Here is a 23,409-nt window from a genome sequence, read left to right on the forward strand (position 1 = left end):
CGGGATGCGACCTATCGGCAAACGCGATACCTGCGACGAAGGTTGACGCGCCGATGGATTCGTTCGAATGTATTGCGAAAATAAATACAAGAACGGACCTGCCCATGCGTTTCAACCATCTGGATCTGAACCTGCTGGTCGCGCTCGATGTATTGCTCGAAGAGCAGAACATCACCCGCGCTGCCGAACGCCTGCACATGACCCAATCCGCCACCAGCGGCGTGCTCGCGCGTTTGCGTACCTACTTTGAGGATGAGTTGCTGGTCCAGGTCGGACGCAAGATGCAGCCCACGCCCTACGCCACGGAATTGGCCAAACCGGTGCGTGAAGTGCTGCTGACGATCCAATCCTCGATTACCGCCAAACCGGTGTTCGACCCGGCCACCAGCAAGCGACATTTTCGCTTGGTGACCTCGGACTATCTGATCAGCGTGCTGTTCGCCCAAGTGATCCAGAACATTCATCAGCAAGCGCCCAACATCACTTTCGAAATGCTTGGCCCCAGCGACAATTCCGGCGAGTTGCTGGTACGCGGCGAGGTCGACCTGATGATTGTTCCCGAGCGCTACATCATTGAAGGCCACCCTTCGCGCCTGCTGTTCGAGGAAGAACACGTGTGCGTGGTGTGGCAAGGCAATACGCAAGTCGGCGACACCCTGACCCTTGAGCAGTACATGGAGATGGGCCATGTCTCGGTGGGCTTTGGCCGTACCCGACACATGAGCATCGAAGAGTGGTTCATGAATCAATACGGCTTCAATCGGCGCATTGAAGTGATCACCAGCGACTTCAATACCCTGCCGCAACTGATTGTCGGCACGCAGCGCATCGCCACGATGCACCAGCGTCTGGCGAACCTCTACGCGCACTATCTGCCGCTGCGCATCCTGCCGCCACCGGTGAAAATCCCGGTCATGCGCGAGTACATGCTGTGGCACCGCAGCGTTGACGGCGACCCGATGCACCGCTGGCTGCGCGAACGCATCAGCGAATCCATCCAGCATCTGCAACACGTGCCCATCGTATCTCGCGATACCTCGTATCCGCCGTCACGATTGGCCAATTAGTCGGGTGATCCTTAACGTGCCTTGGGAATGCCAAGGCAACCATAAGGACAACAATAATCATGTTTCGCTATTTCCCGACCAACTACGTTTGGAATCTCTCTGTCGACCTGGCCATTGAAATGGGCGCCCGCATGGGCGAAATCGAAGAGATGTGCGCCCCGCTGCAAGAGGCAGCCAAGCAGCCGGACGCGGCCGGCACCCGTGCCTTTCGCGAAACCTGGGCGAAAATGGCTGACAAGCTCTGCGGTTTGGCCGAAGAAGACGAAGGCAATGGCCGGATGCTCTCGGCTGGCGAAAAATACAACCGCGCCGCCACCTATTATCTGACCTGCGAGCGCCTGCAAGCGCACGGCGCACCGGGGCGTACCGAGCTCTATCAACGCTTCCTGCAAACCTTCAAGCGCGGCGTCGAACTGTCGCGTGAAAACTGTGAACGGGTGGAAATCCCGTACGAGGGCAAACATCTTTCCGGCTTGCTGGTGCGCGCCGAAGGCGTCGAGGGGCCGGCACCGATTCTGGTGCAGGTCAACGGTCTGGACTCGACCAAAGAAATGAAATACCGCGTGGGCCTGCCAGCGTGGCTGGCGAAACGCGGTATCTCTTCACTGATCATCGACCAGCCCGGTACCGGCGAAGCGCTGCGCCTGCATGGCCTGACCGCACGATTCGACAGTGAACACTGGGCCAGTCGCGTGGTGGATTGGCTGGAAACCCGAAGCGATGTTGATGCCAAACGTATCGGCCTCGAAGGTGTCTCGTTGGGCGGCTATTACTGCCCGCGAGCGGTTGCCTTCGAACCGCGCTTCGCCTGCGGCGTCGTGTGGGGCGCCAACCATGACTGGCGTGATGTGCAAAAACGTCGACTGGAAAAGGAAGGCAGCTTCCCGGTGCCGCATTATTGGGCGCATGTCTGCTGGGTCTGGGGCGCGAAGGACGTCGAAGAGTTCATGGCCATCGCCGAGAACGTCCACCTCGATGGCGTGCTCGACCGGATCAAGGTGCCGTTCCTCGTGACCCATGGTGAACAGGATTCGCAGATTCCGTTGAAGTGGGCGCATCGTACCTACGAACAACTGGTCAACAGTCATAAGTGTGAACTGAAAATCTTCACCGAACGTGAAGGTGGTGTGCAGCATTCGAGCTTCGACAACAGCATCAATGCCGGGCAATACATTGCCGACTGGGTTGCCGAAACTCTGGGTGGCCACACCGCTTGATCCACTGAAAAAACACGCCATGAAAAACGCCGGTTAATCTTTCGATTTTCCGGCGTTTTGCATTAACGGATTCAAGCGCTGGCGCACCTATTGACGCCGTCAATACGCAGCCATCGATGCAATCTGCTGGTCGTCCCCTCGCCTGCTCTCTAGCCTCTCTTTGCATAACAATCACACAGTGAAGACGCCATGACTGCCCTGCACCTGAAATGCCAGACCCTGTTTGACGGCAGCGGACGGCAAACCCGCCAGCAACAGACATTGATCGTCGAAAACGGCCTGCTCAGTTACGTCGGCGCTACCGCGTTGGCACCCGCTCCCCAGCCAGGCGATACACAGGTGGATGCGGGGGATGATTTCGTCATGCCGGGGCTGGTGGATGTGCACACGCATCTGGCCTTCGGCAACGCGCAAAGCGAAGAAGACATTGATCTATGGACCAGCGACGAATTTCGCGCGTTGCGCGGGATGTTCTTCGCGCAACACGTGCTGGCCGCCGGCGTCACCAGCATGGTCTGCCCCGGCGACAGCGGCCAGCTCAGCATCGCCGTGCGCAATGCGGTGACCGCTGGTTTGTTCGAAGGCCCGAGGATCGCAGCCAGCAGCCGCGTCATCACCAATCGCCAGAGTCTCAATGACTGGTTCCCGAGCCGGGTTGGCGCCCCGGAATACTTCACCGCGCAGTTGGTCACCAGCCGTAGCGACGCCCTCGCGGAGATCCGCAAGCAGGCCAAGGACGGCGTCGACCTGATCAAGATCGCCATGGACGGCACGCACCGCCGTCCCAACGGCGAAATCATTGCGGCCTTTACCGCTGACGAAACCTTCGAAATGGTTGAGGAAGCGCATCGTCTGGGCTGCAGAGTCGCCACGCATGCCTACGGTCGCGAAGCTGTGATGTACGCGGCGCGCGCAGGCGTTGATCTGGTTTTCCATGCCTTTTACATGGACGACGCGTGCATCGAAGCGTTGCTCGAGGCCGGCAGCATCCTGGCCCCGACCATGACATTCCCGCAGAACACCGTGGATTTCTGTCAGCCCCATGACCCGGCGATCAGCACGGGTTATGCCGGTTATTGTGCACGCACACTGGAGGTCGGTTCGGCGGTACTCAAACGGGCAAAAGCGGCTGGCGTACCCTTTGCCTGCGGCAGTGACAGCGGCTTCGCGGTGACGCCTTACGGAGAGTGGCATGCTCGTGAGCTGGAGTTGCTGGTGACTCGGCTTGGATTCACACCGGCCGAAGCGTTATACGCCGCGACCGCTGTTGGTGCGCGCTGTATGCCGCGCGGGGAAACACTCGGCTCGCTGCAAGTGGGCAAGCAGGCGGATTTTCTGCTGCTCGACGGTTCACCGCTGGACGACATTCGCATCCTCCAAGATCGTTCGCGCCTCAAAGCGGTGTACAAGGCCGGCCAACCGGTACGCATGGATCGCAGCCCCTACAACCCCAAGCAAGTGTCCGATTTCAACTCGCTGAAATGGACCGATCTTTACACCCGCGACCGCGTGGCCCAACTGGGCAAGTGGGCCGTATGAGGACTGAGATCATGCAACGACTCGACTTGCTGACCGCCACGAACATGGCGAGCGATGCCATCCGCATCGCTCGGGAAACCGGGATCAAGCCCTTGGGCGTCGCAGTACTGGATGCCGCCGCCCATCCCTTGGCGATTTTGCGCGACGAACACGCCACTTTCCTGCGCACGCAAATCGCCACCGGCAAGGCGCGTGGCTGCCTGGGCATGGGTTTTGGCGGACGTGAGCTGGCGCGGCGCGCGCAAGCCATGCCGGCGTTTTTCGACGCGATCAATAGTTTGACCGGCGGCGAGGTGATTCCCGTAGCGGGCGGCGTGCTGATTCGAAATGCCGAGGGCATGGTGCTCGGGGCCATCGGCATCAGCGGCGATACCTCGGACAACGACGAGCGCTGCGCATTGCTGGCCATCGCCAAGGCCGGATTGGTCGCCGACAGCGGCGATCAGGCAGAGGGTTGATCGAGTAACGCGGCCTGTTCCAGCAGCAGGCCGCGAAACCATTGCATTGCCGGGTCATGCTCTTGATAGGGATGCCATTGCAAGACTTGAACGGCCTCGGGAAAAGCCAACGGCGCCGGGTGGACGCGCAACGGATAACGCTGAGCGAAGCGTTGCGCCTGTCGTCGAAACACCGTGGCAATGCGTGCGGTACCGACAATGAATTGCGGCATCAGCACAAAGCTTTCAACGGTCACGGCCACTTGTCGCTCAATGCCGAGTTCATGCAGGTGCATGGCATCCATCGCCAGGTTGTGCCCGTCGGCAAACTCGCGCACCACATGCGCTGCGGCGCGATAGTCGGCCATGCTCAGTTGCTCGGTAAACTCTGGCTGCTGGGCGCAGACGATACAACAGAGCTGGTCCGTCATGAGCGGCACATGGGGATAGGCCGGGTTCAACCGTCGCTGAGGCACGATTACGCAATCACTGCGCCGATAATCGAGCGCTTCGCTGACGACATCACCGTCGCGCGGGACAGGCATGTCGCGCAGGCTCAAGCGAATACCCGGAGCGATACGCGCCAATGCATGGCTGACCGCAGGGAGCAGCACATCGGCGACGTAATCGGAGGCTACTAGAGTGATGTGTCGGTCGCAGTTCGCCGGGTCAAAATTCAGCGGTGCATCGACGATCTCCCGGGTCAGTGCCAGCGCAGCACGTACCTTTGGCAGCAATTCCAGACCCAGCGCTGTGGGTTCCAGGCGGCGCCCGACTTGCACCAGTAACGGGTCATTGAAATGTTCACGCAAGCGGCCCAGTGCCGAACTGGCAGCTGACTGTCCCAGGCACAGACGCTCGGCCGCCCTGCTGACGCTGCATTCGCTCAGCAAAGCGTCCAGCGCAACCAAGAGATTAAGGTCGAGGCGTCGATATCGCATGTCGGTTCCGCTGAAGGTGATAGTGACGTCTTTGCGCCCGCCCGGTTTGCGGGCAGGATCAAAAACGAATCATGACCTTAGCGAGCTGTGTACCCATGCGCCAATCGCGTGTTGGGTTGGGAGGTATCGTTAACGAAGATACCAAGCGCCACTGCGCGTGAATTAGTTGCTCAAGGGAAGCCACTAACAGAAAGGTCAACACGCACCATCGAGGATCCAGCAGGTAAGCAAATGCCCTGCGATCACTTTTGATCGAGGGTAACTTATAGGTTGCTCGAAATTGATGCTCGTGGACTGCAATCGGCCAAAAGCGGACATTGGCTTCGGCAGGTATTGGCCTAGACTGGGTCGACTCAATAATCGAAGGACATAGAATGCTTATTGTCTTCAGCGGCCTTCCAGGTACTGGAAAAACGACTATAGCAAGTGACCTTGCCACCAGAACAAGGGCGGTGTATCTGCGGATCGATACGATTGAGCAGGCTATCCGAAACTCCGGTGCTCTGGCACAAGACGTGGGGCGGAGCGGTTATATGGTCGCTAATGAGCTTGCTCTGAGCAATCTTCGCTTTGGCAGTACTGTCATAGTCGACTGTGTTAACCCAGTAATCGAAAGCCGAAACGCGTGGAGCGAGATCGCTATTCGCTCTGGTACTCCATTAGTGAATATCCAGGTGGTTTGCTCTGATAAATATGAACACCAGCGACGGGTAGATACCAGGAAGATTGATATTCCTGGCCTGTCGCCCCCGACCTGGCAATCTGTATTGGATCATGAGTATGAGCCGTGGGATGACGCTCCCTTTGATATAGACACAGCCTTGACGTCCCCGGCGGAGGCAGTGGCAATGATCACTAAACGATTTTTATCCGAGGAGTAGCACCAGCTAAAAGCTCTACTTAGCAAGGTGCGATCAGCAGACGCTTGCCGCTTTTGGCCGAACGCTGGTGGTCGAGAACGGCTGCTTTACGCCTCCACTCTCAGCAAACGGCCGACACCCTGATGAACTCACTCACTGAGCATGTCGCCAGTTTGACGTCTTTTTCTCACACAACTGATCGTCAAAAGTACGCCGGCTGCAATGCCTTGTGTACCGCACATAAGCCAGATTAGGCCTATGTGAAAAAGGACCCAGGCACTCAAACCTAAAATCAGTGTTAACAATACCCCAAGTAAAAGTAGTGGCAGGTGTTGCACAGAGGGGCTGTCCTCCAGCGAGTCGGAAAAAATGCTCCAGCATGCCCATTGCGAGAACAGCGACAGCAGAAGCCACAACATGATCACCCCCCAACCAGAAAAGGATTGTGAGGTGAAGAGGTTGATCGTCGAGGTGATGGTGAACCAAAGAGTGAAGGCGAATGTAGTGCTTGAAGGTACGGTATAGGCTGGAAGGGCAATGGCTATCTGAATCAACTTGAGTGTTTGCAATCGAGTCATTCATACGCTCCCTGCAAGTTGAATTTCACCGCGTCCTATGGATTCTTCAGTGACTATAGATCAGGAGTCCTTCGAGGGGGAGCATGCGGGCGGTCAGCTATTGGCCTATTGCTGCCGGTCACCAAGGCCGCAATCGCCCATAGCTGCCGGTGAGGAACGGTAGATTTTGGCCATAACCGGACACTCGACAGCCCCCGAACGTTTGTTGAGATCCGTCTGATCGTCTATGAAAGAAGCGCTCGCAGCGGAGCTGGAATGGGTACAACTTCTTTACTTTCCGGTGAGACACAAACGTGTGTGACATTCGCGGTAAATGCCAGCACGCCTTCGTCTATAAACCCCTCAACCAAAAAAGTAAAAGAGTGCTCGTCCAACCTGGCCACGCTGACGTTAATAGTCAATTCGTCATCCCACGTCACCGGAGCCAGCAACTCGATCGACATCGCACGCACCGGCGGCAATATATTAAAACTCATCACCGCTCTAAGCCCCGGCCCCCCTACCCATCTGTCGAGTGCTACACCAATGGCCTCTACAGCAAAATGTGAGAATCGCGGGGTGTAAACCACCCCTGCGGGATCACAATCTCCGAACAAAATAGTTCTGCTTACAAAAACCGCATCAGGCATTTAATCCCCCCTACTCGCCAGCGTCAGGCCGATATCGATGAGTTCTTCTCGCTCGGCCATCAAGGGCTTCTGCCTTTGATGGCGGCGATTTTCCCTATATCAGCGACTCAAGGGCTTTCCTCTGGAACCTAAACACTCAGCTGCTTGATCCAGTCAAGACTCGCAACGGTAGATACAGAAGGACGGTACTCACACCCGATCCATCCTGCGTAGCCGCGCTGCTCCAGCGCCGCGAACAAGGCAGCAAAGTCGATACTCCCCGTTCCCGGCTCGTGACGACCCGGGCAATCGGCTATTTGCACATGCACGGTTCTGTCATAGAAACGCGCCAGCACATCGGCTGCATCTCCGGTCAAAAGCTGCGCATGGTAAAGATCAAGAATCAGCCCGACACTCGGGAAGGTCTCCAGTACCTGTTGTGCCTTGCTGAAGTCAGACATGTAATAGCCCGGCATCGCCTCCGCGCTGATCACTTCGATCAGCGGCCGCAGCCCCTGGTCTTCCAAGTACTTGACCGCATATTCCAGGTTGCCCGCGTAGGTTCGCTCAGCGTCATTCTGCGTGGTAACGCCCGACATGATGTGGACATCCGCACACGCCAAGGTCTTTGCGTAGCGGGCGGCCTGGAGCAACCCGTCACGAAACTCCTCTCCCCTGCCCTGTAACGCAGCGATGCCTTTGGTCACGCCAGCCGGGGCGGCGAACTGAATCAACGGCAAACTGTATTGGGCTAGATGGTCGGCAAGCAGACTGGCGTCGAATTCGTACGGTGACGGGAACTCCACTGCCCGGAAACCGGCGGCTGCGGCGGCTTCGATGCGTTGTAGAAAAGGCAATTCATTGAATTGGAAGCCGAGATGAGCATTGAACTTGAGCATTGGGTAATCATCCATCCTGGGAAGAAACGACATCATTAGCCTGGAGCATCCTTTGCCGCTCCAGCACTGCACTATCGCAAGTGTGTTCAACAATTAAAACCAGGTTTCCATCTGGATACCGTATTGCCACACCCCTCCCGCCTGGAAGTCGGACATGCCAAAGGAGTCGTTAGTACTGAACCTGTCCAGATCCGAAGACCAGTTCATGTAGCTGGCGAACACTCGCAACTCCGGACGCGAGAGTAGATCGCCGACGTCGAGTTTGAATGTCGGGGCGACCGTGAATTTCCAGAAGTTACCATCGACCGCATTACGTTGGAGATAGCCTTTGGGGTCGAGGTTCATGGTTTGCCAGCTCATTTCGTAGGCCATTTCGAAGTTGCTGTTGATTTTGTTGGCCAAGCGCACGTTGAGGGTGAGCCAGCGGTAGTCGTCACCTTTGACGTATCTATCCTTGCTCTGTTCAGCCAGCAAGCTGGGCCCGATGCGCCAGTCAGAGGTCAGCGGGGTCTCACCGTAAAGTGCCAGACGCAGCGCGCGGGCGTCGTCGATCAGTTCACCGTCCGAGCCAACGTTCTTGACCTCTGCCCCCAGGCCTTGCCCATAGAGCAGCGCCGTTTTGAAGAAGCCTTCCCTGCCGAAAAAGGTTTTCTGGTGATTGGCCAGCATGCTGTGCAAACCGGAATCCGCAGGCGTCAAACCGGCTTTATTGGTGCGGGTGCCAAAATCGTTTTTCTTGGCGCCGATGGCGTTGTACATCCACTGCCACTGGCCATCCTCGAAGAACTGGTTGGAGGTCAGGATGTAGCTTTCCACATCGGCATTGATACCGCCCTGACTGAAATCCCCGTAGCTACGCCCAATCAACGAGTAATTCGAGCGCCAATGCTTGTTCATCTGCACATCGTAAATTCCACCGCCGGTGCCGGCCAGGTAAACGACGTCCGAGTCCAGCCAGTGGATATCGAAATTATCTCTATCGAATCGCTTGCCTGCCCACAGCGTAGCGTTCTCGAAGACTGAATTGCCTTTGAATGCAGCGACATGGTCGAGCGTGGCGAACACCTGGCGTACGTTGAGTTTGCTTTCGTCGGCCGTCCAGTCATTGGAGCTTTCCACACCGTCGGCGATGGAGACGGTGAATTTGGAACGGGTACCGTTTTGCGCATAGACCTCTTTCGACAGGTCGATACGCATGTAGGTGTCGTCCTCGTTACCGAGTCGCCCGACTGCCCCGCCCACCGAACCGGCCGGCGTTGTATAAGGGCCGCCACGCCCGCCACCCAGCCCCTCGTCAACCAGCAATCCGGAGCGCGCATAGCCGTTGAAGCTGAATCCATCGGTGAGGTTCCCGGTACTGCCCTCCTTGTCCAGGCTTTGCTGACGGGCTTCGAGTTTTGCCAGTCGGGTGTCCAGAGCAGGTGCCGAAATGGCTGTTGCGTTAGCCGCGACGGACTGCGAGGGAGGCGTCGCGAATTTGATCTGCTGCAATTCCCGGGCAAGTGCCTGGGTCTGCTGTTCGGCCGTGGCTGCACGCTTTTCCGCTGCGCTGGCACGCGCTTCAAGCGCGGCCATGCGCTCTTCCAGCGTCGCGGCCTGAGAAGCCGCTGCCGATGTGCCGAGCACGCCGACCAGTAGCCAGCTTGATCCTTTCTGCATGTTGACTCCCTGTTTTGTTTTTATTTTTTGGTTGCCGCAGTTGCCTTTTTTGCGTGGGTCGCGAGTTGTCACAAACGACAAAAAAAGGATGCCTCCTCGCAAATACGCTGCTACATTTGGCGATGTTAACGTTAACTTTTCTAAAAACAAAAATAAAGGACGCTCGATGAAACACCTGAAATCGCTCCTGCCAGTTGCATTGATCACCCTGTCTGCCGCACTGCCATCCGTGTCGAACGCAACCGATCTGACGATCTCTTGCGGTGCGGTGGGTGCGGAGTTGCAGCTGTGCAAGGAAGCCGTCGATACATGGTCGAAACAGACTGGCAACAACGTCGAGGTGGTCTCCACGCCTAACTCGGCAACCGAGAGGTTGTCGTTCTACCAGCAGATCCTTAGTGCGCAGTCCGCCGACATCGACATCATTCAAATCGACATGGTCTGGCCGGGGATGCTGGCCAAACACTTGATGGATCTGCGTGAGGCGCTTCCCGCCAACGCGACCCAAGGCTACTTCCAGGCGCAGATCGATAACGCCACGGTCAACGGACGGCTGGTGACGATGCCGTGGTTCACCGACTCGGGGCTGCTGTATTACCGCAAAGACTTGCTTGAGAAATACAACAAACAGGTTCCTCAGACGTGGGAGGAAATGACCGCTACTGCCAGGGATGTGCAACAGGCTGAACGCAACGCCGGGAACGCCAATGCCTGGGGTTACATCTTTCAGGGGCGCGCCTACGAAGGGCTGACGTGTAATGCGCTGGAGTGGATCAGCAGCCAGCCGCAAGGCGGACTGATCAATCAACGCGGCGACATCGTGGTCAACAGTCAGGCCTCAAGAGCCGCGTTGACCCTGGCGAAAAGCTGGGTCGGAGATATCTCACCGCGTGGCGTGCTCAATTACACCGAGGAAGAAGGACGTGGCGTATTCCAGTCGGGCAATGCGCTGTTCATGCGTAACTGGCCTTATGTCTGGGCCCTGGTGCAAAGCCAGGACAGTGCCGTAAAAGACAAGGTCGGCGTCGCTCCCCTGCCCCGCGGCGGCGAGACCGGCGAGCATGCCTCCACCCTCGGTGGCTGGGGCCTGGCGGTCTCGCGTTACAGCGCCCATCCCAAACTTGCCGCCGAACTGGTGAGCTACCTGAGCAGTGCCCAAGAGCAAAAACGTCGAGCGCTGAAAGGCGCCTACAACCCGGTGATCGAATCGCTGTATCAAGATCCCGAGTTGCTCGCGGCCATGCCTTATTACGCTCAGTTGCACAGCATTCTCAACGCTGGGGTCATGCGCCCCGCCGCCATTACTGCCGATCGCTATCCACGGGTCTCCAATGCGTTCTTCGATCGGGTGCATGGCGTGCTGGCCGGCGAGTTGCCGGTCGATCAGGCACTCGCCGAACTGGAAAGCGAACTCACGCGCATCAAACGCCGGAACTGGTAAGCCACAAGGAAGGAAATCACCATGTCTGTCTCTACGACCCATGCCCCCTTTGACGAGCTGCTGCTCACGAGGGAAACGCCTGTACAACGTCGCCGGGTGCGCGCTGCCTGGCTGTTTCTGACGCCAATGCTGGTCTGCCTGGCCTTGGTGGCAGCCTGGCCGCTGCTGCGCACATTCTGGTTCAGCCTGACCGACGCCAGCCTGGCGGACACCGGTGGCGCAACCTTCATCGGCTTGAGCAATTATCTGCTGTTCAGCGGTTCCGGCTGGTCGGGCATCCTCGTCGATCCACAGTGGTGGAATGCGGTGCGCAACACGTTGTATTTCACGGTGGTCTCGGTGGGACTGGAAGTCATCCTGGGGCTGTTGGTGGCGTTGCTGCTGAACATCAAGTTCACCGGCCGTTCTCTGGTGCGGGCGTTGATTCTGATTCCGTGGGCGATTCCGACGATTGTCTCGGCGAAGATCTGGTCATGGATGCTCAACGACCAGTTCGGCATCATCAATCACCTGATGCTCAGCCTCGGTCTGATTGACGCACCTCTGGCCTGGACGGCAGATGCCGACCTGTCGATGTGGGCGGTGATCATTGTTGACGTCTGGAAGACCGTGCCCTTCGTCACGCTGCTGATGCTGGCGGCTTTGCAGATGTTGCCGAGCGATTGCTACGAAGCGGCCCGGGTCGATGGCATTCATCCGCTGAAAGTGTTCTGGCGCGTCACGCTGCCACTGTTGATGCCTGCACTGCTGGTGGCGGCGATCTTCCGCATCCTCGATTCCCTGCGGGTATTCGACGTCATCTATGTGCTGACCTCGAACTCGTCGAGCACCATGAGCATGTCGGTGTATGCCCGCCAGCACTTGGTGGAGTTCCAGGACGTCGGTTACGGCAGCGCGGCGTCGACGCTGTTGTTTCTGGTGGTCGCGGTGATCGCCATGCTTTATCTCTACCTCGGACGCCGTCAACTGGAGGTCCGCGCATGAGCCCGCGCCTGCTGAAAAAAGCGCTGTTGCGCCTCGGCTTCTGGTGCCTGATCGGTGTTTTGCTGCTGTATGCGGTTTTCCCGTTCTACTACGCCATCGTAACGTCGCTGAAGCCCTCCAGCGCCTTGTTCGAAGTGAGTTACTGGATCGAAAATCCTGACTTCTCCAATTACGCGGCGGTCCTCCACCAGGCCTCATTCCTGCGAGCGATCGGTAATTCGCTGGTGGTTGCGCTGTGCGTGGTGACACTGGCGCTGTTCCTCAGCCTGACCGCTGCCTATGCCTTGGGCCGAGTGAAATTCCGTGGGCGTGGCACGGTGTTGATGATGGTGCTTGGCGTGTCGATGTTTCCTCAGGTCGCGGTGCTGTCGGGACTGTTCGAAGTGATCCGCGCCTTGGGTCTGTACAACACATCGTGGGCGTTGATCCTCAGCTACACGATTTTCACCCTGCCCTTCACCGTCTGGGTGCTGACCACGTTCATGGGGCAACTCCCCCATGAACTGGAGGAAGCGGCAATCATGGATGGTGCGTCCCCGTGGGTGACGCTGACCCGCGTGCTGTTGCCGCTACTCTGGCCCGCCCTGGTCACCACCGGTTTGCTGGCCTTCATCGCGGCGTGGAACGAGTTTCTGTTTGCCCTGACGTTCACCCTCACCGACAGCCAACGCACGGTGCCGGTGGCCATCGCCTTGATTTCCGGCGGCAGCCCCCATGAGTTGCCTTGGGGCTTGTTGATGGCTGCCTCGGTGCTGGTCACCGTCCCACTGGTGATTCTGGTGCTGATCTTCCAGCGCCGAATCGTTTCCGGTCTCACTGCCGGCGCGTTAAAGGGTTGATGCCCAATAAAGACAAGGAACCGCATCGTGATGAAATTGAAACTGGACAACGTCAACAAACAATTGGGCGGCGCGCGGATTCTTCGCGACATCAACCTGGAGATCGCTGCGGGTGAATTCGTGGTGTTCGTCGGTCCTTCGGGCTGCGGAAAGTCGACGCTGCTGCGACTGATCGCCGGATTGGATTCGATCTGCGCCGGTGATTTGCTGATCGACGGGCGCCGGGTCAACGACCTGGAGCCGCGCGAACGTGGCGTCGGCATGGTCTTTCAGTCTTATGCGCTGTACCCGCACATGAGCGTCTACGACAACATCAGTTTCGGTCTCAAACTGGCCAAGACTGAAAAGAGCAGCCTGCGCGAGCGGGTGCTGAAAACTGCGCAAATCCTGCAATTGGACAAACTGCTGCAACGCAAGCCAAAAGAACTGTCTGGAGGGCAGCGTCAACGTGTGGCCATGGGCAGGGCCATGGCGCGCGAGCCGGACATTCTGTTGTTCGATGAGCCGCTGTCCAACCTGGATGCCTCCTTGCGGGTGCAGATGCGCAACGAAATCGCCCGACTGCATGACCGATTGCGCTCGACCATGATCTACGTCACTCACGATCAGGTGGAAGCGATGACCCTCGCCGACAAAATTGTCGTGCTCAATGGCGGCCATATAGAGCAGGTCGGCTCACCACGCGAACTCTATGAGCGCCCGGCCAGCCGCTTTGTCGCCGGTTTTCTCGGTTCGCCGAGAATGAATTTCCTGTCGGCACGCTTGCAGGCGCCGGGAGAAACCAGCCTGGTTGATACTCCGGTTTTGGGGATGACCACCCTGCCCTTCGACAGTTCGAACCTGGCGGCAGACGCCTCGCTGAGCCTGGGCGTTCGCCCGGAACACCTGTCACTCAAAGCGGCGGCGGGAAGCGCTGGCGTCGTCGTGACTGGGGTCGAATACCTAGGCAGTGAAACCTATGTGCACCTCGATACTGGGCAGGACGAGCCATTGATCTGTCGTTGTGAAGTCAACGCCGGATGGCAGGCAGGCGATCGGGTCGAACTGCAACTGGACATCGACAAGATCCACCTGTTCGACGCCGACGGCACGGCATTGAAGCGCCACCCGCACGCCATTCAATCCGTGGCGGATGACCTCTCTCTGCGCTCAATCCGAGCACACGCCCTATGACCTTGTCTTTGAATACCCAGAGCGATCCAATGTTTTCGACCCTTGACCTTGCGCAGCGCGCCTTGGCTGACAGCCAGTCCCGCGTCATTGAGGATTATCGACCCGGTTACCATATTGCCCCGCCGGCAGGCTGGATGAACGACCCGAACGGGGTCGTGTACTTCCGTGGCGAGTATCACGTTTTCTATCAGCATCACCCCTTCGACGCGAAATGGGGGCCGATGTATTGGGGCCACGCCAAGAGTGCCGATCTGGTGCACTGGCAGCACCTGCCCATTGCACTGGCACCCGGCGATGACTGCGACCGCGACGGCTGTTTTTCCGGTAGCGCCGTGGTCTGTGGCGATACCCTGGCCCTGATCTACACCGGGCACACCTGGCTGGGCGAAGTGGGTGACGAGCGCCTGATCAAACAGGTCCAGTGCCTGGCCACCAGCAACGACGGCATCCGCTTCGTCAAGCATGGCGCGGTGATCGACAGCGCGCCGCAAGACAGCATCATGCACTTTCGTGACCCCAAGGTCTGGCAGGCGGATGGCTATTGGTACCTGATTGCCGGCGCACGTCTGGGCGACAGGCCGTTGCTGCCGTTGTACCGCTCCACGGATCTGCACGTCTGGGAATTCCTCGACTATGTGTCCGCCGGCAGCGAGGGCGATGGCTATATGTGGGAATGCCCGGACCTGTTTCGCCTGAATGGACGCGATGTGCTGCTGTACTCCCCACAAGGCATGCAAGCCGACGGTTACGACCGGCTCAACAAGTACCAGACCGGTTATCGAGTGGGCCAGCTCGATAACCAATGGCACTTCACGGGCGGGCCTTTTATCGAGCTGGATAACGGCCACGATTTCTATGCGGCGCAAACGCTGTTGGCCGCCGATGGTCGGCGCCTCGTATGGGCATGGCTGGACATGTGGGAAAGCCCGATGCCGAGCCAGGCCCATCACTGGTGCGGCATGCTCGGATTGCCACGCGAACTGGAACTGTGCGCCGATCGCCTTTGCGTGTATCCGGCACGCGAGCTCAGCGCGCTGCGAATGGCGCAATTGCCGGGGACGCCGTGGTGGGAAGCGTCGGGAACCCGCTGGGTGCCGGAGGTAAACGGCGACATGCTCGAAATCCATGTGCATCTGGATCTGCTCGGCTGCACTGACGGCCACTTGGGAGTCGCTTTGCGCTGCAGCGACGATGGCCGTGAAGAAACCCTGCTCTATTACGATGCACCACTGCAGCGTCTGGTGCTTGATCGCAGCCGCTCGGGTGCGCAAGTCACAGGCCAGCGCAGCGTGGCGATAGACCCGACACAAGAGCGCTTGGAACTGCGCGTGTTTCTTGATCGCTCATCCATCGAGGTATTCGACGAAAACGGCCGCTTCAGCCTCAGCAGTCGCCTCTATCCGCGCTCCGACAGTCTGGGTGTGAAGCTGGTGGCAAGCGGGAGTGGCGGGCGCGTCTCGATTCCCAAGGCATGGCCGCTCGGTTCTGCATGGTCATGAGCGGCGTCATTCGGGTCGCGAGAAGCCCGGGCCCTGTGTCATGATTCTGCGTCAACCTGACCGGCCGCACTTCGCATGACTTCAGTGAAAGACGTTGCACAGCTGGCCGGCGTGTCCCTGATGACGGTGTCTCGAGCGCTCAATACTCCGGAAAAACTGAGCCCCGAAACCCTTCTACGGGTGCGTCGTGCCATTGATGAACTGCAATTCGTACCCAGCCTGTCAGCGCGCAAGATGCGCGGTGACAACCTGCAGTCGCGCACCATCGGTGTGTTCGCGCTGGACACCGCGACCACACCCTTCGCGGTCGAGCTGCTGCTGTCCATTGAACAGACCGCGCAGCAGGCCGGCTGGAATGTCTTTATCCTCAACCTGCTGAGCAACCCGCCCACCGACCAGAACATTGACCTGATGCTGTCGCACCGTCCGGACGGTTTGATTTTCAGCGCCATGGGATTTCGCCAGGTCAGCATTCCCGAGCGATTGAAGAGCAAACCTCTGGTGCTCGCCAATTGTCTGGCCGATGACAGCCGCCTCGTCAGCTATGTACCCGACGACGAAATGGGCCAGTATCGCGCCGTACACCACGCGTTGAGCCTCGGCTACAAGCGTCCTCTGTGTATCAATCTGCCGAAACAGAGTCTGGCATGGGGGCTGCGACAGAAAGGCCTGCAGCGTGCCTGTCAGGCATTCGGTCTGGCGCCTGACACGCTCCTGCAATACGACCTATCCGATCATGATGCCTACAGTGAAACAGCCGCTATCCTCGACCGGCATGTCATTGATGGTCGTCCCCAATTCGATATTTTGATCTGTGGCAACGACCGCATTGCCTTTTGTGCCTATCAGCTGTTGTTGGGGCGTGGCCTGAAAATTCCCGACGATGTCGCCGTGCTCGGCTACGACAACATGATCGGGATTGCCGAGTTGTTCATCCCGCCGCTGACTACCGTGCAACTGCCCTACTACGAGATTGGTCGCCAGGCTGCACGGCATCTGATCGAAACCCTTGAGCTATCGGGAACTCAGCGCGTTGACTGTCCATTGGTGGTCAGGACATCACTATAAGAGTTGGACCGTTCGCTGATAGCACTCCCGATTGCTTACGATTTGCCGATTGGAATCAAAAATCGACCGTCGCTGAAAGCAGATAGGTTCTCGGTGTCGACAACGTCAATCCCGGTTCACTGTCATCGGACGCCCCTGCCGAACTCCAATAACGCTTGTCCAGCACGTTCTCGATATTCCCGCGCAAGGTGATGGTTTTGTCGTCAACCTTGAACGCATAGCGCGTGCCCACATCGAAGCGCTCCCAGGAATCGATTTCCTTCTCGTTGGACTGATCCAGGTACTGCGAACTCGAATAGATGCCACGGGTTGTCAGCGTCAGCCCCTGCACCGTCGGCACGTCCCACTCGGCGCCCAGGTTGACGTTGTATTTCGGCGTCGCCGGCGCACGGTTGCCGTCGAAGGTGCCGTTGGTGGTGTGAGTCAGCTCGCTGTCGATGTACATCACACCGCCAAGCAAGCGGAAGCCTTTGAGCGGTTCGCCGAACACGCTCAGCTCCACGCCATTGTTCTCGCGCTTGCCATTGGGTCCGAAGACTCGCGTGGTGGCGTTGGTTTCGTACGCCGGTTGCTTGATGCGAAATACCGCAGCGGTCAGCGCGTAGGCGCCGGCATCGTACTTGGCACCGACTTCAACCTGACGGCTGATAAACGGCGGGAAGATTTCGTCTTCGTTGATGGAAGTCGACGGCGCGATTTTGCCCTGGCTCAGGCCTTCCATGTAGTTGGCGTACAGCGACAGCTTGTCAGTCGCCTTGAACAGAATGCCGCCCGATGGCGAAATCTTTTCCTCGTCGTAAGCGGTGTCGCCTTTGATGTCATCGCTCCAGTCATCGACTTTTACCCGCTGCCAGCGAGCGCCGAGGGTCAGCAACAGTCGATCGTCGAAAAAGCCCAGGGTGTCGGACAGTGCTAAGCCGCTGAAGCGGTTTTCCGTGTAGACCTTGGCGTCATTGCGTGTCGGCGTACCGGGTTTGGCGATTTCCACCGGGTCATACAGATTGCTGCGCCCGGCCGCGTAGCGGGCGCCGCCGTTCTCGAAATCCATGTAGAAGTAGCTGGCCGCGAGATTGACCTCATGGCTCACAGGCCCGGTATGGAACCAGTTGCGCACGCCTGCCGTGGCGGTCCGGACATTCTCGTCGCGGGTAAAATCACGCGGTTGCACGCTGAAATCACCGGCATCGTTGGTCACGGAAACGGCGTGGCGCAAGAAGTCATGATTACTTTTGCGCGCGCCGACGCCGCCGTACAGCATCACCGAGTCATTGACGTCGAACTCGGCGTTGAGCGTGCCGAAGGTGTCCTCGGTTTTCGCCTGAGTCCACGGTTGCGCGTAATTGCGATGCACGCTATTCGCGCTCGGAACCTTGGCATTGGCCGCGACCTGCACGCGCTCCTGCGGCGCGTCGGTATCGCGCTCGGTATGGCCTATATCGGTCGAAAGTCGCAAGCGCTCACCGCGAAAATCCAGGCCGAGCACGGCCATGTCACGGTCGACACTTTGATGATCCCACTCGGTATCACCGGACTGTTTGACGCCGTTGAAACGCAGGCCGAACTGATTGTCCTCGCCAAACCGCCGGCCGACATCCACTGCGCCGCCGACCTGATTGTTCGACGCGTAATTGGCCGTCAGCGAAGTGATCGGTTTGTCGGTGGCACGCTTAGGCACCACATTGATGCCTCCGCCCACGCTACCCCGTGGCGAGATGCCGTTAATGAGTTGGCTCGGGCCTTTGAGGATGTCGACGCGATCGGCCATTTCCATGTCAATGGTGTACGTCGGCAGCACGCCATAGAGCCCGTTGTACGCCACGTCGCTGTTGAACAGGCTGAAACCACGGATGGTGAACTGCTCGTAGCGGCCACCGGCCGGGTTGGTTGCACGCACCGAAGGGTCGCTGGCGATCAGATCGCCCAGCGTGCGTGCCTGCTGGTTTTTCACGGCTTCGCTGGTGTAGGTGGTCATGCTGAATGGGGTTTCCATGAAGTCTTTCGACCCCAGCAAACCCTGCGAGCCACGCCGCGCGACTTGGCCGCCGGCAAACACATCGGCATCGCTGGAACCGGTGGCACCGAGAATCGACGTCGGCGCCAGTTGCAGGCTGCTGCCCTCGGCGGCTGGAATCAGTGTGTAGGCCTGCTCGCCCAGCGGTTGCAGTTGCAGTTGCAGACCGGAACCCAGCAACAAGCGAGCGAACCCCTCCTCCACGCCAAATTCGCCGGACAAACCATTGCTGTTGCGCCCGCTGACCAACGCCGGATCGACCGACAGATTGACCCCGGCCAAACCGGCAAATCTTGTCAACGCGGCACTGAGGCTGCCGGCCGGCACCTGATAACTGCGCCGAGCGGCGTCTTCGGCCCAACTGGACTGGATCAACACAGGGCTGGCACTCAGGCTCAGCAGGAGGCTCAACTGCAACAACGGACGCAAACGACTTGGGAATACTGCGGGCATTGGAAGAAGCTCTCGATTTTGTTCACTTACCTGCAATGACCGGTGAGGCGAAAAAAAGGGACAGGCTTCAGACGATATTTTTTCGCGGCGCCAGCGTTACCCAGAAACGCGTGCGCGAATGGACCTCCAACGGCAGGCTCGCCGCCAGCAGGGCCAGCACTTTATCGGTGTCGTCGAGACGGAAACTGCCGGTGACACGCAGACTTTCAAGTGCTGGCTCCCAGCGCAGAAGCCCCGAGCGATATCGGCTCAACTCGCGCAGGAAATCCCCCAACGGCTGGTTTTGCGCCATCAACACACCGTCACGCCAACCGGGCATTTTGGCGTCGAACAACGTGACCGGTCCGGCGCCGGAGGTCTGCAAATTGACCAGTTGCCCGGCGTTCAACTGCAGCGCCGGCCCGTGCAACGGCTGCAATTGCACCGAACCACTGACCACCGACACGGTGCAATCACGTTCGTTGAGGCGCACGCAGACTTCGCTGCGGCTGACAATGATCCGACCGTACGGCGCGTTGACCGTCAATGCCGTGCTACCCGGAACGTTGAGCGCCATTTCGCCGCGCACCAACGTCAACTGACGGCTGGCCAGAACGACGTTCACCGCACTGGCGGTGTTCAGCTGCAAGGTGCTGCCGTCGGCCAGCCGTGTTCGCGTGTGCTCTCCGGTGGAAGTCTGCAAATCCGCGCGCCAGACGTCGAGCGGCAACTGGCGACTGATCAGCCACGCCGCAGGCACCAAAGCCGCCAACCCCAGCGCCCTTTTCAATGCTGCACGCCGCGCCAGATCCAGCCGATCGAGTGTGGCCATGGCCAATTCTGTCGGCAGACTGGAAAAGCGCTGGCGCAGCAATTGAATCTTCTGCCAGGCGTTTTCATGGCGGCTATCGCTGTCACGCCAGTGCTTCAATCGCACGTGATCGGCTTCACTGGCCTCGCCGGATTCGAGCAATGCCAACCACTGTGCGGCGGCTCGCGCCACTTCACGCGCTTCGGTGTTGGGTGCGACGCGCATCATAGATCCAACATCAAACAATGCTCGTAAGCCATTGCCATGTAACGTTTTATACTGCGTTCAGAAACCTGCAAACGTTCGGCGATTTCACGGTAACCGAGGCCTTCGAGCTGACTCAGGAGAAAGGCCCGACGCACCGCTCGCGGCAAACCATCGAGTAACTCGTCCAGCGCTTGCAAGGTTTCCAGCAGCAGCCAACGTTGCTCGGGCGACGGCACGCATTCTTCGGGCAACTGCGCGAGGGCTTCGAGATAGGCCTTTTCCAGACTGCGGCGGGTGTAGAAATTGCTCAGCAGGCGTTTGCCCACCGCCAGCAAATACGCGCGCGGCTCGCGCATGTCGGCGATCGGTTGCGCACTGCAGAGTACGCGCAGGAAGGTGTCCTGACTCAGGTCCGCCGCATCCCACGCGTTGCCCATGCGCCGCCGCAGCCAGGTTTCCAGCCAGCCTCGATGGTCGCGATACAGTTCGTGCAGGTGCTGCGGCGATGGCGTCGCTGCTTCAGTCATCTCAAGAGTCCTGCGCGAAGTCAGTTTCAAATGAGAGTGATTCTATTTAACTTGCGCACCGAGACAAAGCCTTTTTATCCAAGACGGCTTTCATGAGCGCTTCAAGGTCTCGCTCGGCAACTCCTTGAACAACGCCCGGTAACTGCTGGAAAACCTTCCCAAATGCCAGAACGACCACTGCATCGCCACCTCGGCAACTGTAGTTTCCGTGGGCCGGCGCTTGAGCAATTCACGGTGTGCGCTGTTCAACCGGCGCAGGCGCAGCCAGTGACTTGGCGTCATGCCGGTGTAGGCCTTGAACGCCTGCTGCAATTGCCGCAACGGCACTCCGGCCACATGGGAAAGTTCGAGCAGATTGACGGTGTCTTCCGGCGAATCCGCCGCCCACTCTCCCACCCGTTTCATGATCATTCGCTCTTCGGTGCGCCGCTGTAACCCACCGCGATCAAGACTTGTATGAGCGTTGTCGAGGATGAACAGACAATCTTCCAGCAGCTGCTGTGTCAGCGCATCTTTATCAAGCGGATCAATAGCTTGCGACAACTTTGTGAGAATCGAGCTTAACCAGCGACTGAACAAGGCGTTCTGCCCGCAATTGAGTTGCGTCATGAACAAGCCTTCGAGTTTCGCCACATTCAGACCGTGCTGACGGACAAACTCCGGGCCGAACACGACGGCGATTTCCTGATAGTTCTCCGGGGTGATCCAGATGTTGCGGCTGTCTTCATTGAGCAGGTACAGCGCGTTGTCACTGCGATCAAAACAGAACGCCAGAGCACCCGATGGCGCGCTGAAATTCTGCTCGACCCGGGTGTTCATCTGCTCTTCGTAGACCTCGACGCCCTGCAGATCCAGATAGCGGATCTGCCCGGCGAAATGACCCGGCGACATCTGTTGGTAATGCTGGACCCAGCCCGGTGTGGCGCGGACTTGCTCAGCCACATCGGCGGTGTTGAATGCTTGAACCTGGAGCGGATTGCACGTTGTCATGGGGTGACCTTGCGCACTCTTTTGGTGCGCTTTGGTGCTGCTTAAAGTGGATAGATGGAACTGCAAGGCTCGCCCAAGATAGTCGTCAACGCGCCACAGGGGAAGGGGCGGAAGATGAAACCCGCCCTCCCCGGCGTCTATAAAACCAATAACGAGGTCTTTATGAATGCCCCTTTCGATCAGCTGTTCACGTGGCTGAAAGATCACAAGATTACCGAAGTCGAATGTGTGGTCAGCGACTTGACCGGCATTGCCCGCGGCAAGATCGCACCGACCAACAAGTTCCTGCATGAGCGAGGCATGCGCCTGCCGGAAAGTGTGCTGCTGCAAACGGTAACCGGGGATTTTGTCGACGACGACATCTACTACGACCTGCTCGATCCTGCCGATATCGATATGGTCTGCAAGCCCGTGGCTGACGCGGTCTACGTGATTCCATGGGCGATCGAGCCGACCGCCATCGTCATTCACGATACCTTCGACAAGTTCGGCAACCCGATCGAACTGTCGCCGCGCAACGTGCTGAAAAAAGTCCTGCAGCTGTACACCGATAAAGGCTGGAAGCCCATTGTTGCGCCGGAAATGGAGTTCTACCTGACCCAACGCTGCGAAGACCCGGACTTGCCGCTCAAGGCACCATTGGGCCGCTCGGGCCGTGCAGAAAGCGGTCGGCAGTCGTTCTCCATTGATGCTGCCAACGAATTCGATCCGTTGTTCGAAGACGTCTATGACTGGTGCGAACTGCAAGGACTGGATCTGGACACGCTGATCCACGAAGACGGCCCGGCGCAGATGGAAATCAACTTCCGTCACGGCGACGCCCTCGATCTGGCCGACCAGATCACCGTGTTCAAACGCACCATGCGAGAGGCCGCGCTCAAGCACAACGTCGCCGCGACCTTCATGGCCAAGCCGATCGGCGATGAGCCGGGCAGCGCCATGCACATCCACCAGAGCGTGGTGGACATCGCCACTGGCAAACCGATTTTCGCCAATGAAGACGGGCAGATGAGCGAGCTGTTCCTGCATTACATCGGCGGTTTGCAGAAATACATCCCGAAAGTGCTGCCGATGTTCGCGCCCAACGTCAACTCGTTCCGCCGCTTCCTGCCGGACACTTCTGCACCGGTCAACGTCGAATGGGGCGAAGAAAACCGCACCGTCGGTTTGCGTGTGCCGACCTCCAGTCCGGAAGCCATGCGCGTGGAAAACCGCTTGCCGGGCGCCGATGCCAACCCGTACCTGGCGATTGCCGCGAGCCTGCTCTGCGGTTACATCGGCATGGTCGAAGGCATCGCGCCGAGCGCTGCGGTCCAGGGCCGCGCTTACGAACGCCGCAATCTGCGCCTGCCGATCACCATCGAAGAAGCGCTGACGCAGATGGAAGAATGCGAAGCCGTAGCGCAATACCTTGGCGACAAGTTCGTCCGTGGCTATGTCGCGGTGAAACGTGCCGAGCATGAAAACTTCAAGCGCGTGATCAGCTCGTGGGAGCGTGAGTTCCTGATGCTCAGCGTTTAACCCAAACCAAAATATCCCCTGTGTCGATCGTTCCCACGCTCTGCGTGGGAATGCAGCCCGGGACGCTCCGCGTCCCATCCAAAGCCGAACGCGGAGCGTCC

21 protein-coding genes are annotated in these 23,409 nt (G+C 58.6%); 12 read left to right on the forward strand and 9 right to left on the reverse strand.

Annotated elements, in window-relative coordinates; translation table 11 throughout:
* Window positions 1–104: 104 nt before the first annotated feature.
* The 4 genes from PMI23_RS04470 to PMI23_RS04485 all read left to right on the forward strand — a co-directional run bounded on the left by PMI23_RS04470 (window position 105) and on the right by PMI23_RS04485 (window position 4,281).
* Complete coding sequence (locus tag PMI23_RS04470; protein ID WP_007910238.1) at window positions 105–1,067, forward strand: LysR family transcriptional regulator; 963 nt, start codon at window positions 105–107, stop codon at window positions 1,065–1,067.
* A 59-nt stretch (window positions 1,068–1,126) separates the two neighbouring features.
* The gene (locus tag PMI23_RS04475; RefSeq protein WP_007910236.1) at window positions 1,127–2,284 is read left to right on the forward strand and encodes an alpha/beta hydrolase family protein; all 1,158 of its coding nucleotides are present in this window, start codon (window positions 1,127–1,129) and stop codon (window positions 2,282–2,284) included.
* 189 nt (window positions 2,285–2,473) lie between these two features.
* Window positions 2,474–3,823 (forward strand): metal-dependent hydrolase family protein, encoded by a 1,350-nt coding sequence (locus PMI23_RS04480; protein ID WP_007910235.1) that lies wholly within the window; start codon window positions 2,474–2,476, stop codon window positions 3,821–3,823.
* A gap of 11 nt (window positions 3,824–3,834) precedes the next feature.
* A complete protein-coding gene (locus PMI23_RS04485; RefSeq protein WP_007910234.1) occupies window positions 3,835–4,281 on the forward strand; it encodes a GlcG/HbpS family heme-binding protein in 447 nt (148 codons plus the stop codon).
* Here the strand turns inward: PMI23_RS04485 and PMI23_RS04490 are convergent.
* Window positions 4,266–5,201, reverse strand: a complete 936-nt coding sequence (locus PMI23_RS04490; RefSeq protein ID WP_007910232.1) for a LysR family transcriptional regulator — start codon at window positions 5,199–5,201, stop codon at window positions 4,266–4,268. The genes PMI23_RS04485 and PMI23_RS04490 overlap by 16 nt on opposite strands.
* Window positions 5,202–5,575: 374 nt before the next feature.
* Between PMI23_RS04490 and PMI23_RS04495 the strand changes: the two genes are divergently transcribed.
* Window positions 5,576–6,082: an AAA family ATPase gene (locus PMI23_RS04495; protein WP_042704897.1), complete on the forward strand. Its 507-nt coding sequence runs from the start codon at window positions 5,576–5,578 to the stop codon at window positions 6,080–6,082.
* A gap of 128 nt (window positions 6,083–6,210) precedes the next feature.
* On the opposite strand, the gene PMI23_RS04500 is transcribed toward PMI23_RS04495, so the two are convergent.
* The 4 genes from PMI23_RS04500 to PMI23_RS04515 form a co-directional block, all read right to left on the reverse strand.
* Window positions 6,211–6,639: a hypothetical protein gene (locus tag PMI23_RS04500; RefSeq protein ID WP_007910226.1), complete on the reverse strand. Its 429-nt coding sequence runs from the start codon at window positions 6,637–6,639 to the stop codon at window positions 6,211–6,213.
* A 224-nt stretch (window positions 6,640–6,863) separates the two neighbouring features.
* Window positions 6,864–7,268 (reverse strand): acyl-CoA thioesterase, encoded by a 405-nt coding sequence (locus tag PMI23_RS04505; protein WP_042704898.1) that lies wholly within the window; start codon window positions 7,266–7,268, stop codon window positions 6,864–6,866.
* Between the two features lie 128 nt (window positions 7,269–7,396).
* Window positions 7,397–8,146 carry a hydroxypyruvate isomerase family protein gene (locus PMI23_RS04510; RefSeq protein ID WP_007910222.1) on the reverse strand — a complete coding sequence of 250 codons (750 nt, stop codon included), beginning with the start codon at window positions 8,144–8,146 and terminating at the stop codon, window positions 7,397–7,399.
* A 93-nt stretch (window positions 8,147–8,239) separates the two neighbouring features.
* Window positions 8,240–9,805: a carbohydrate porin gene (locus tag PMI23_RS04515; RefSeq protein WP_007910221.1), complete on the reverse strand. Its 1,566-nt coding sequence runs from the start codon at window positions 9,803–9,805 to the stop codon at window positions 8,240–8,242.
* Between the two features lie 166 nt (window positions 9,806–9,971).
* On the opposite strand from PMI23_RS04515, the gene PMI23_RS04520 reads away from it, so the two are divergent.
* From PMI23_RS04520 to PMI23_RS04545, 6 genes are all read left to right on the forward strand, one after another.
* Window positions 9,972–11,246, forward strand: coding sequence for an ABC transporter substrate-binding protein (locus tag PMI23_RS04520; RefSeq protein WP_007910219.1), 1,275 nt, complete (start codon window positions 9,972–9,974; stop codon window positions 11,244–11,246).
* Window positions 11,247–11,267: 21 nt separating this feature from the next.
* Window positions 11,268–12,230 carry a carbohydrate ABC transporter permease gene (locus PMI23_RS04525; RefSeq protein WP_007910218.1) on the forward strand — a complete coding sequence of 321 codons (963 nt, stop codon included), beginning with the start codon at window positions 11,268–11,270 and terminating at the stop codon, window positions 12,228–12,230.
* The gene (locus PMI23_RS04530; protein WP_007910217.1) at window positions 12,227–13,069 is read left to right on the forward strand and encodes a carbohydrate ABC transporter permease; all 843 of its coding nucleotides are present in this window, start codon (window positions 12,227–12,229) and stop codon (window positions 13,067–13,069) included. Before PMI23_RS04525 ends, PMI23_RS04530 begins: the two co-directional genes overlap by 4 nt.
* 27 nt (window positions 13,070–13,096) lie before the next feature.
* Complete coding sequence (locus PMI23_RS04535; protein WP_177321040.1) at window positions 13,097–14,242, forward strand: ABC transporter ATP-binding protein; 1,146 nt, start codon at window positions 13,097–13,099, stop codon at window positions 14,240–14,242.
* The gene (locus PMI23_RS04540; RefSeq protein WP_007910213.1) at window positions 14,239–15,741 is read left to right on the forward strand and encodes a glycoside hydrolase family 32 protein; all 1,503 of its coding nucleotides are present in this window, start codon (window positions 14,239–14,241) and stop codon (window positions 15,739–15,741) included. Before PMI23_RS04535 ends, PMI23_RS04540 begins: the two co-directional genes overlap by 4 nt.
* 75 nt (window positions 15,742–15,816) lie before the next feature.
* The gene (locus PMI23_RS04545; RefSeq protein ID WP_007910211.1) at window positions 15,817–16,809 is read left to right on the forward strand and encodes a LacI family DNA-binding transcriptional regulator; all 993 of its coding nucleotides are present in this window, start codon (window positions 15,817–15,819) and stop codon (window positions 16,807–16,809) included.
* A gap of 55 nt (window positions 16,810–16,864) precedes the next feature.
* Here the strand turns inward: PMI23_RS04545 and PMI23_RS04550 are convergent, their stop codons facing one another.
* From PMI23_RS04550 to PMI23_RS04565, 4 genes are all read right to left on the reverse strand, one after another.
* A complete protein-coding gene (locus PMI23_RS04550; protein WP_007910208.1) occupies window positions 16,865–19,273 on the reverse strand; it encodes a TonB-dependent receptor in 2,409 nt (802 codons plus the stop codon).
* Between the two features lie 67 nt (window positions 19,274–19,340).
* On the reverse strand, window positions 19,341–20,288 hold the full coding sequence (locus PMI23_RS04555) for a FecR domain-containing protein (RefSeq protein WP_007910206.1): 948 nt from the start codon (window positions 20,286–20,288) through the stop codon (window positions 19,341–19,343).
* Complete coding sequence (locus tag PMI23_RS04560; protein WP_007910203.1) at window positions 20,288–20,797, reverse strand: sigma-70 family RNA polymerase sigma factor; 510 nt, start codon at window positions 20,795–20,797, stop codon at window positions 20,288–20,290. Before PMI23_RS04560 ends, PMI23_RS04555 begins: the two co-directional genes overlap by 1 nt.
* Window positions 20,798–20,887: 90 nt before the next feature.
* The gene (locus tag PMI23_RS04565) at window positions 20,888–21,787 is read right to left on the reverse strand and encodes a helix-turn-helix domain-containing protein (RefSeq protein WP_007910202.1); all 900 of its coding nucleotides are present in this window, start codon (window positions 21,785–21,787) and stop codon (window positions 20,888–20,890) included.
* A gap of 162 nt (window positions 21,788–21,949) precedes the next feature.
* Between PMI23_RS04565 and PMI23_RS04570 the strand changes: the two genes are divergently transcribed.
* Window positions 21,950–23,308: a glutamine synthetase family protein gene (locus tag PMI23_RS04570; RefSeq protein WP_042704900.1), complete on the forward strand. Its 1,359-nt coding sequence runs from the start codon at window positions 21,950–21,952 to the stop codon at window positions 23,306–23,308.
* Window positions 23,309–23,409: the final 101 nt, after the last annotated feature.

The organism is Pseudomonas sp. GM24 (genome assembly GCF_000282235.1).
Taxonomy (GTDB): domain Bacteria; phylum Pseudomonadota; class Gammaproteobacteria; order Pseudomonadales; family Pseudomonadaceae; genus Aquipseudomonas.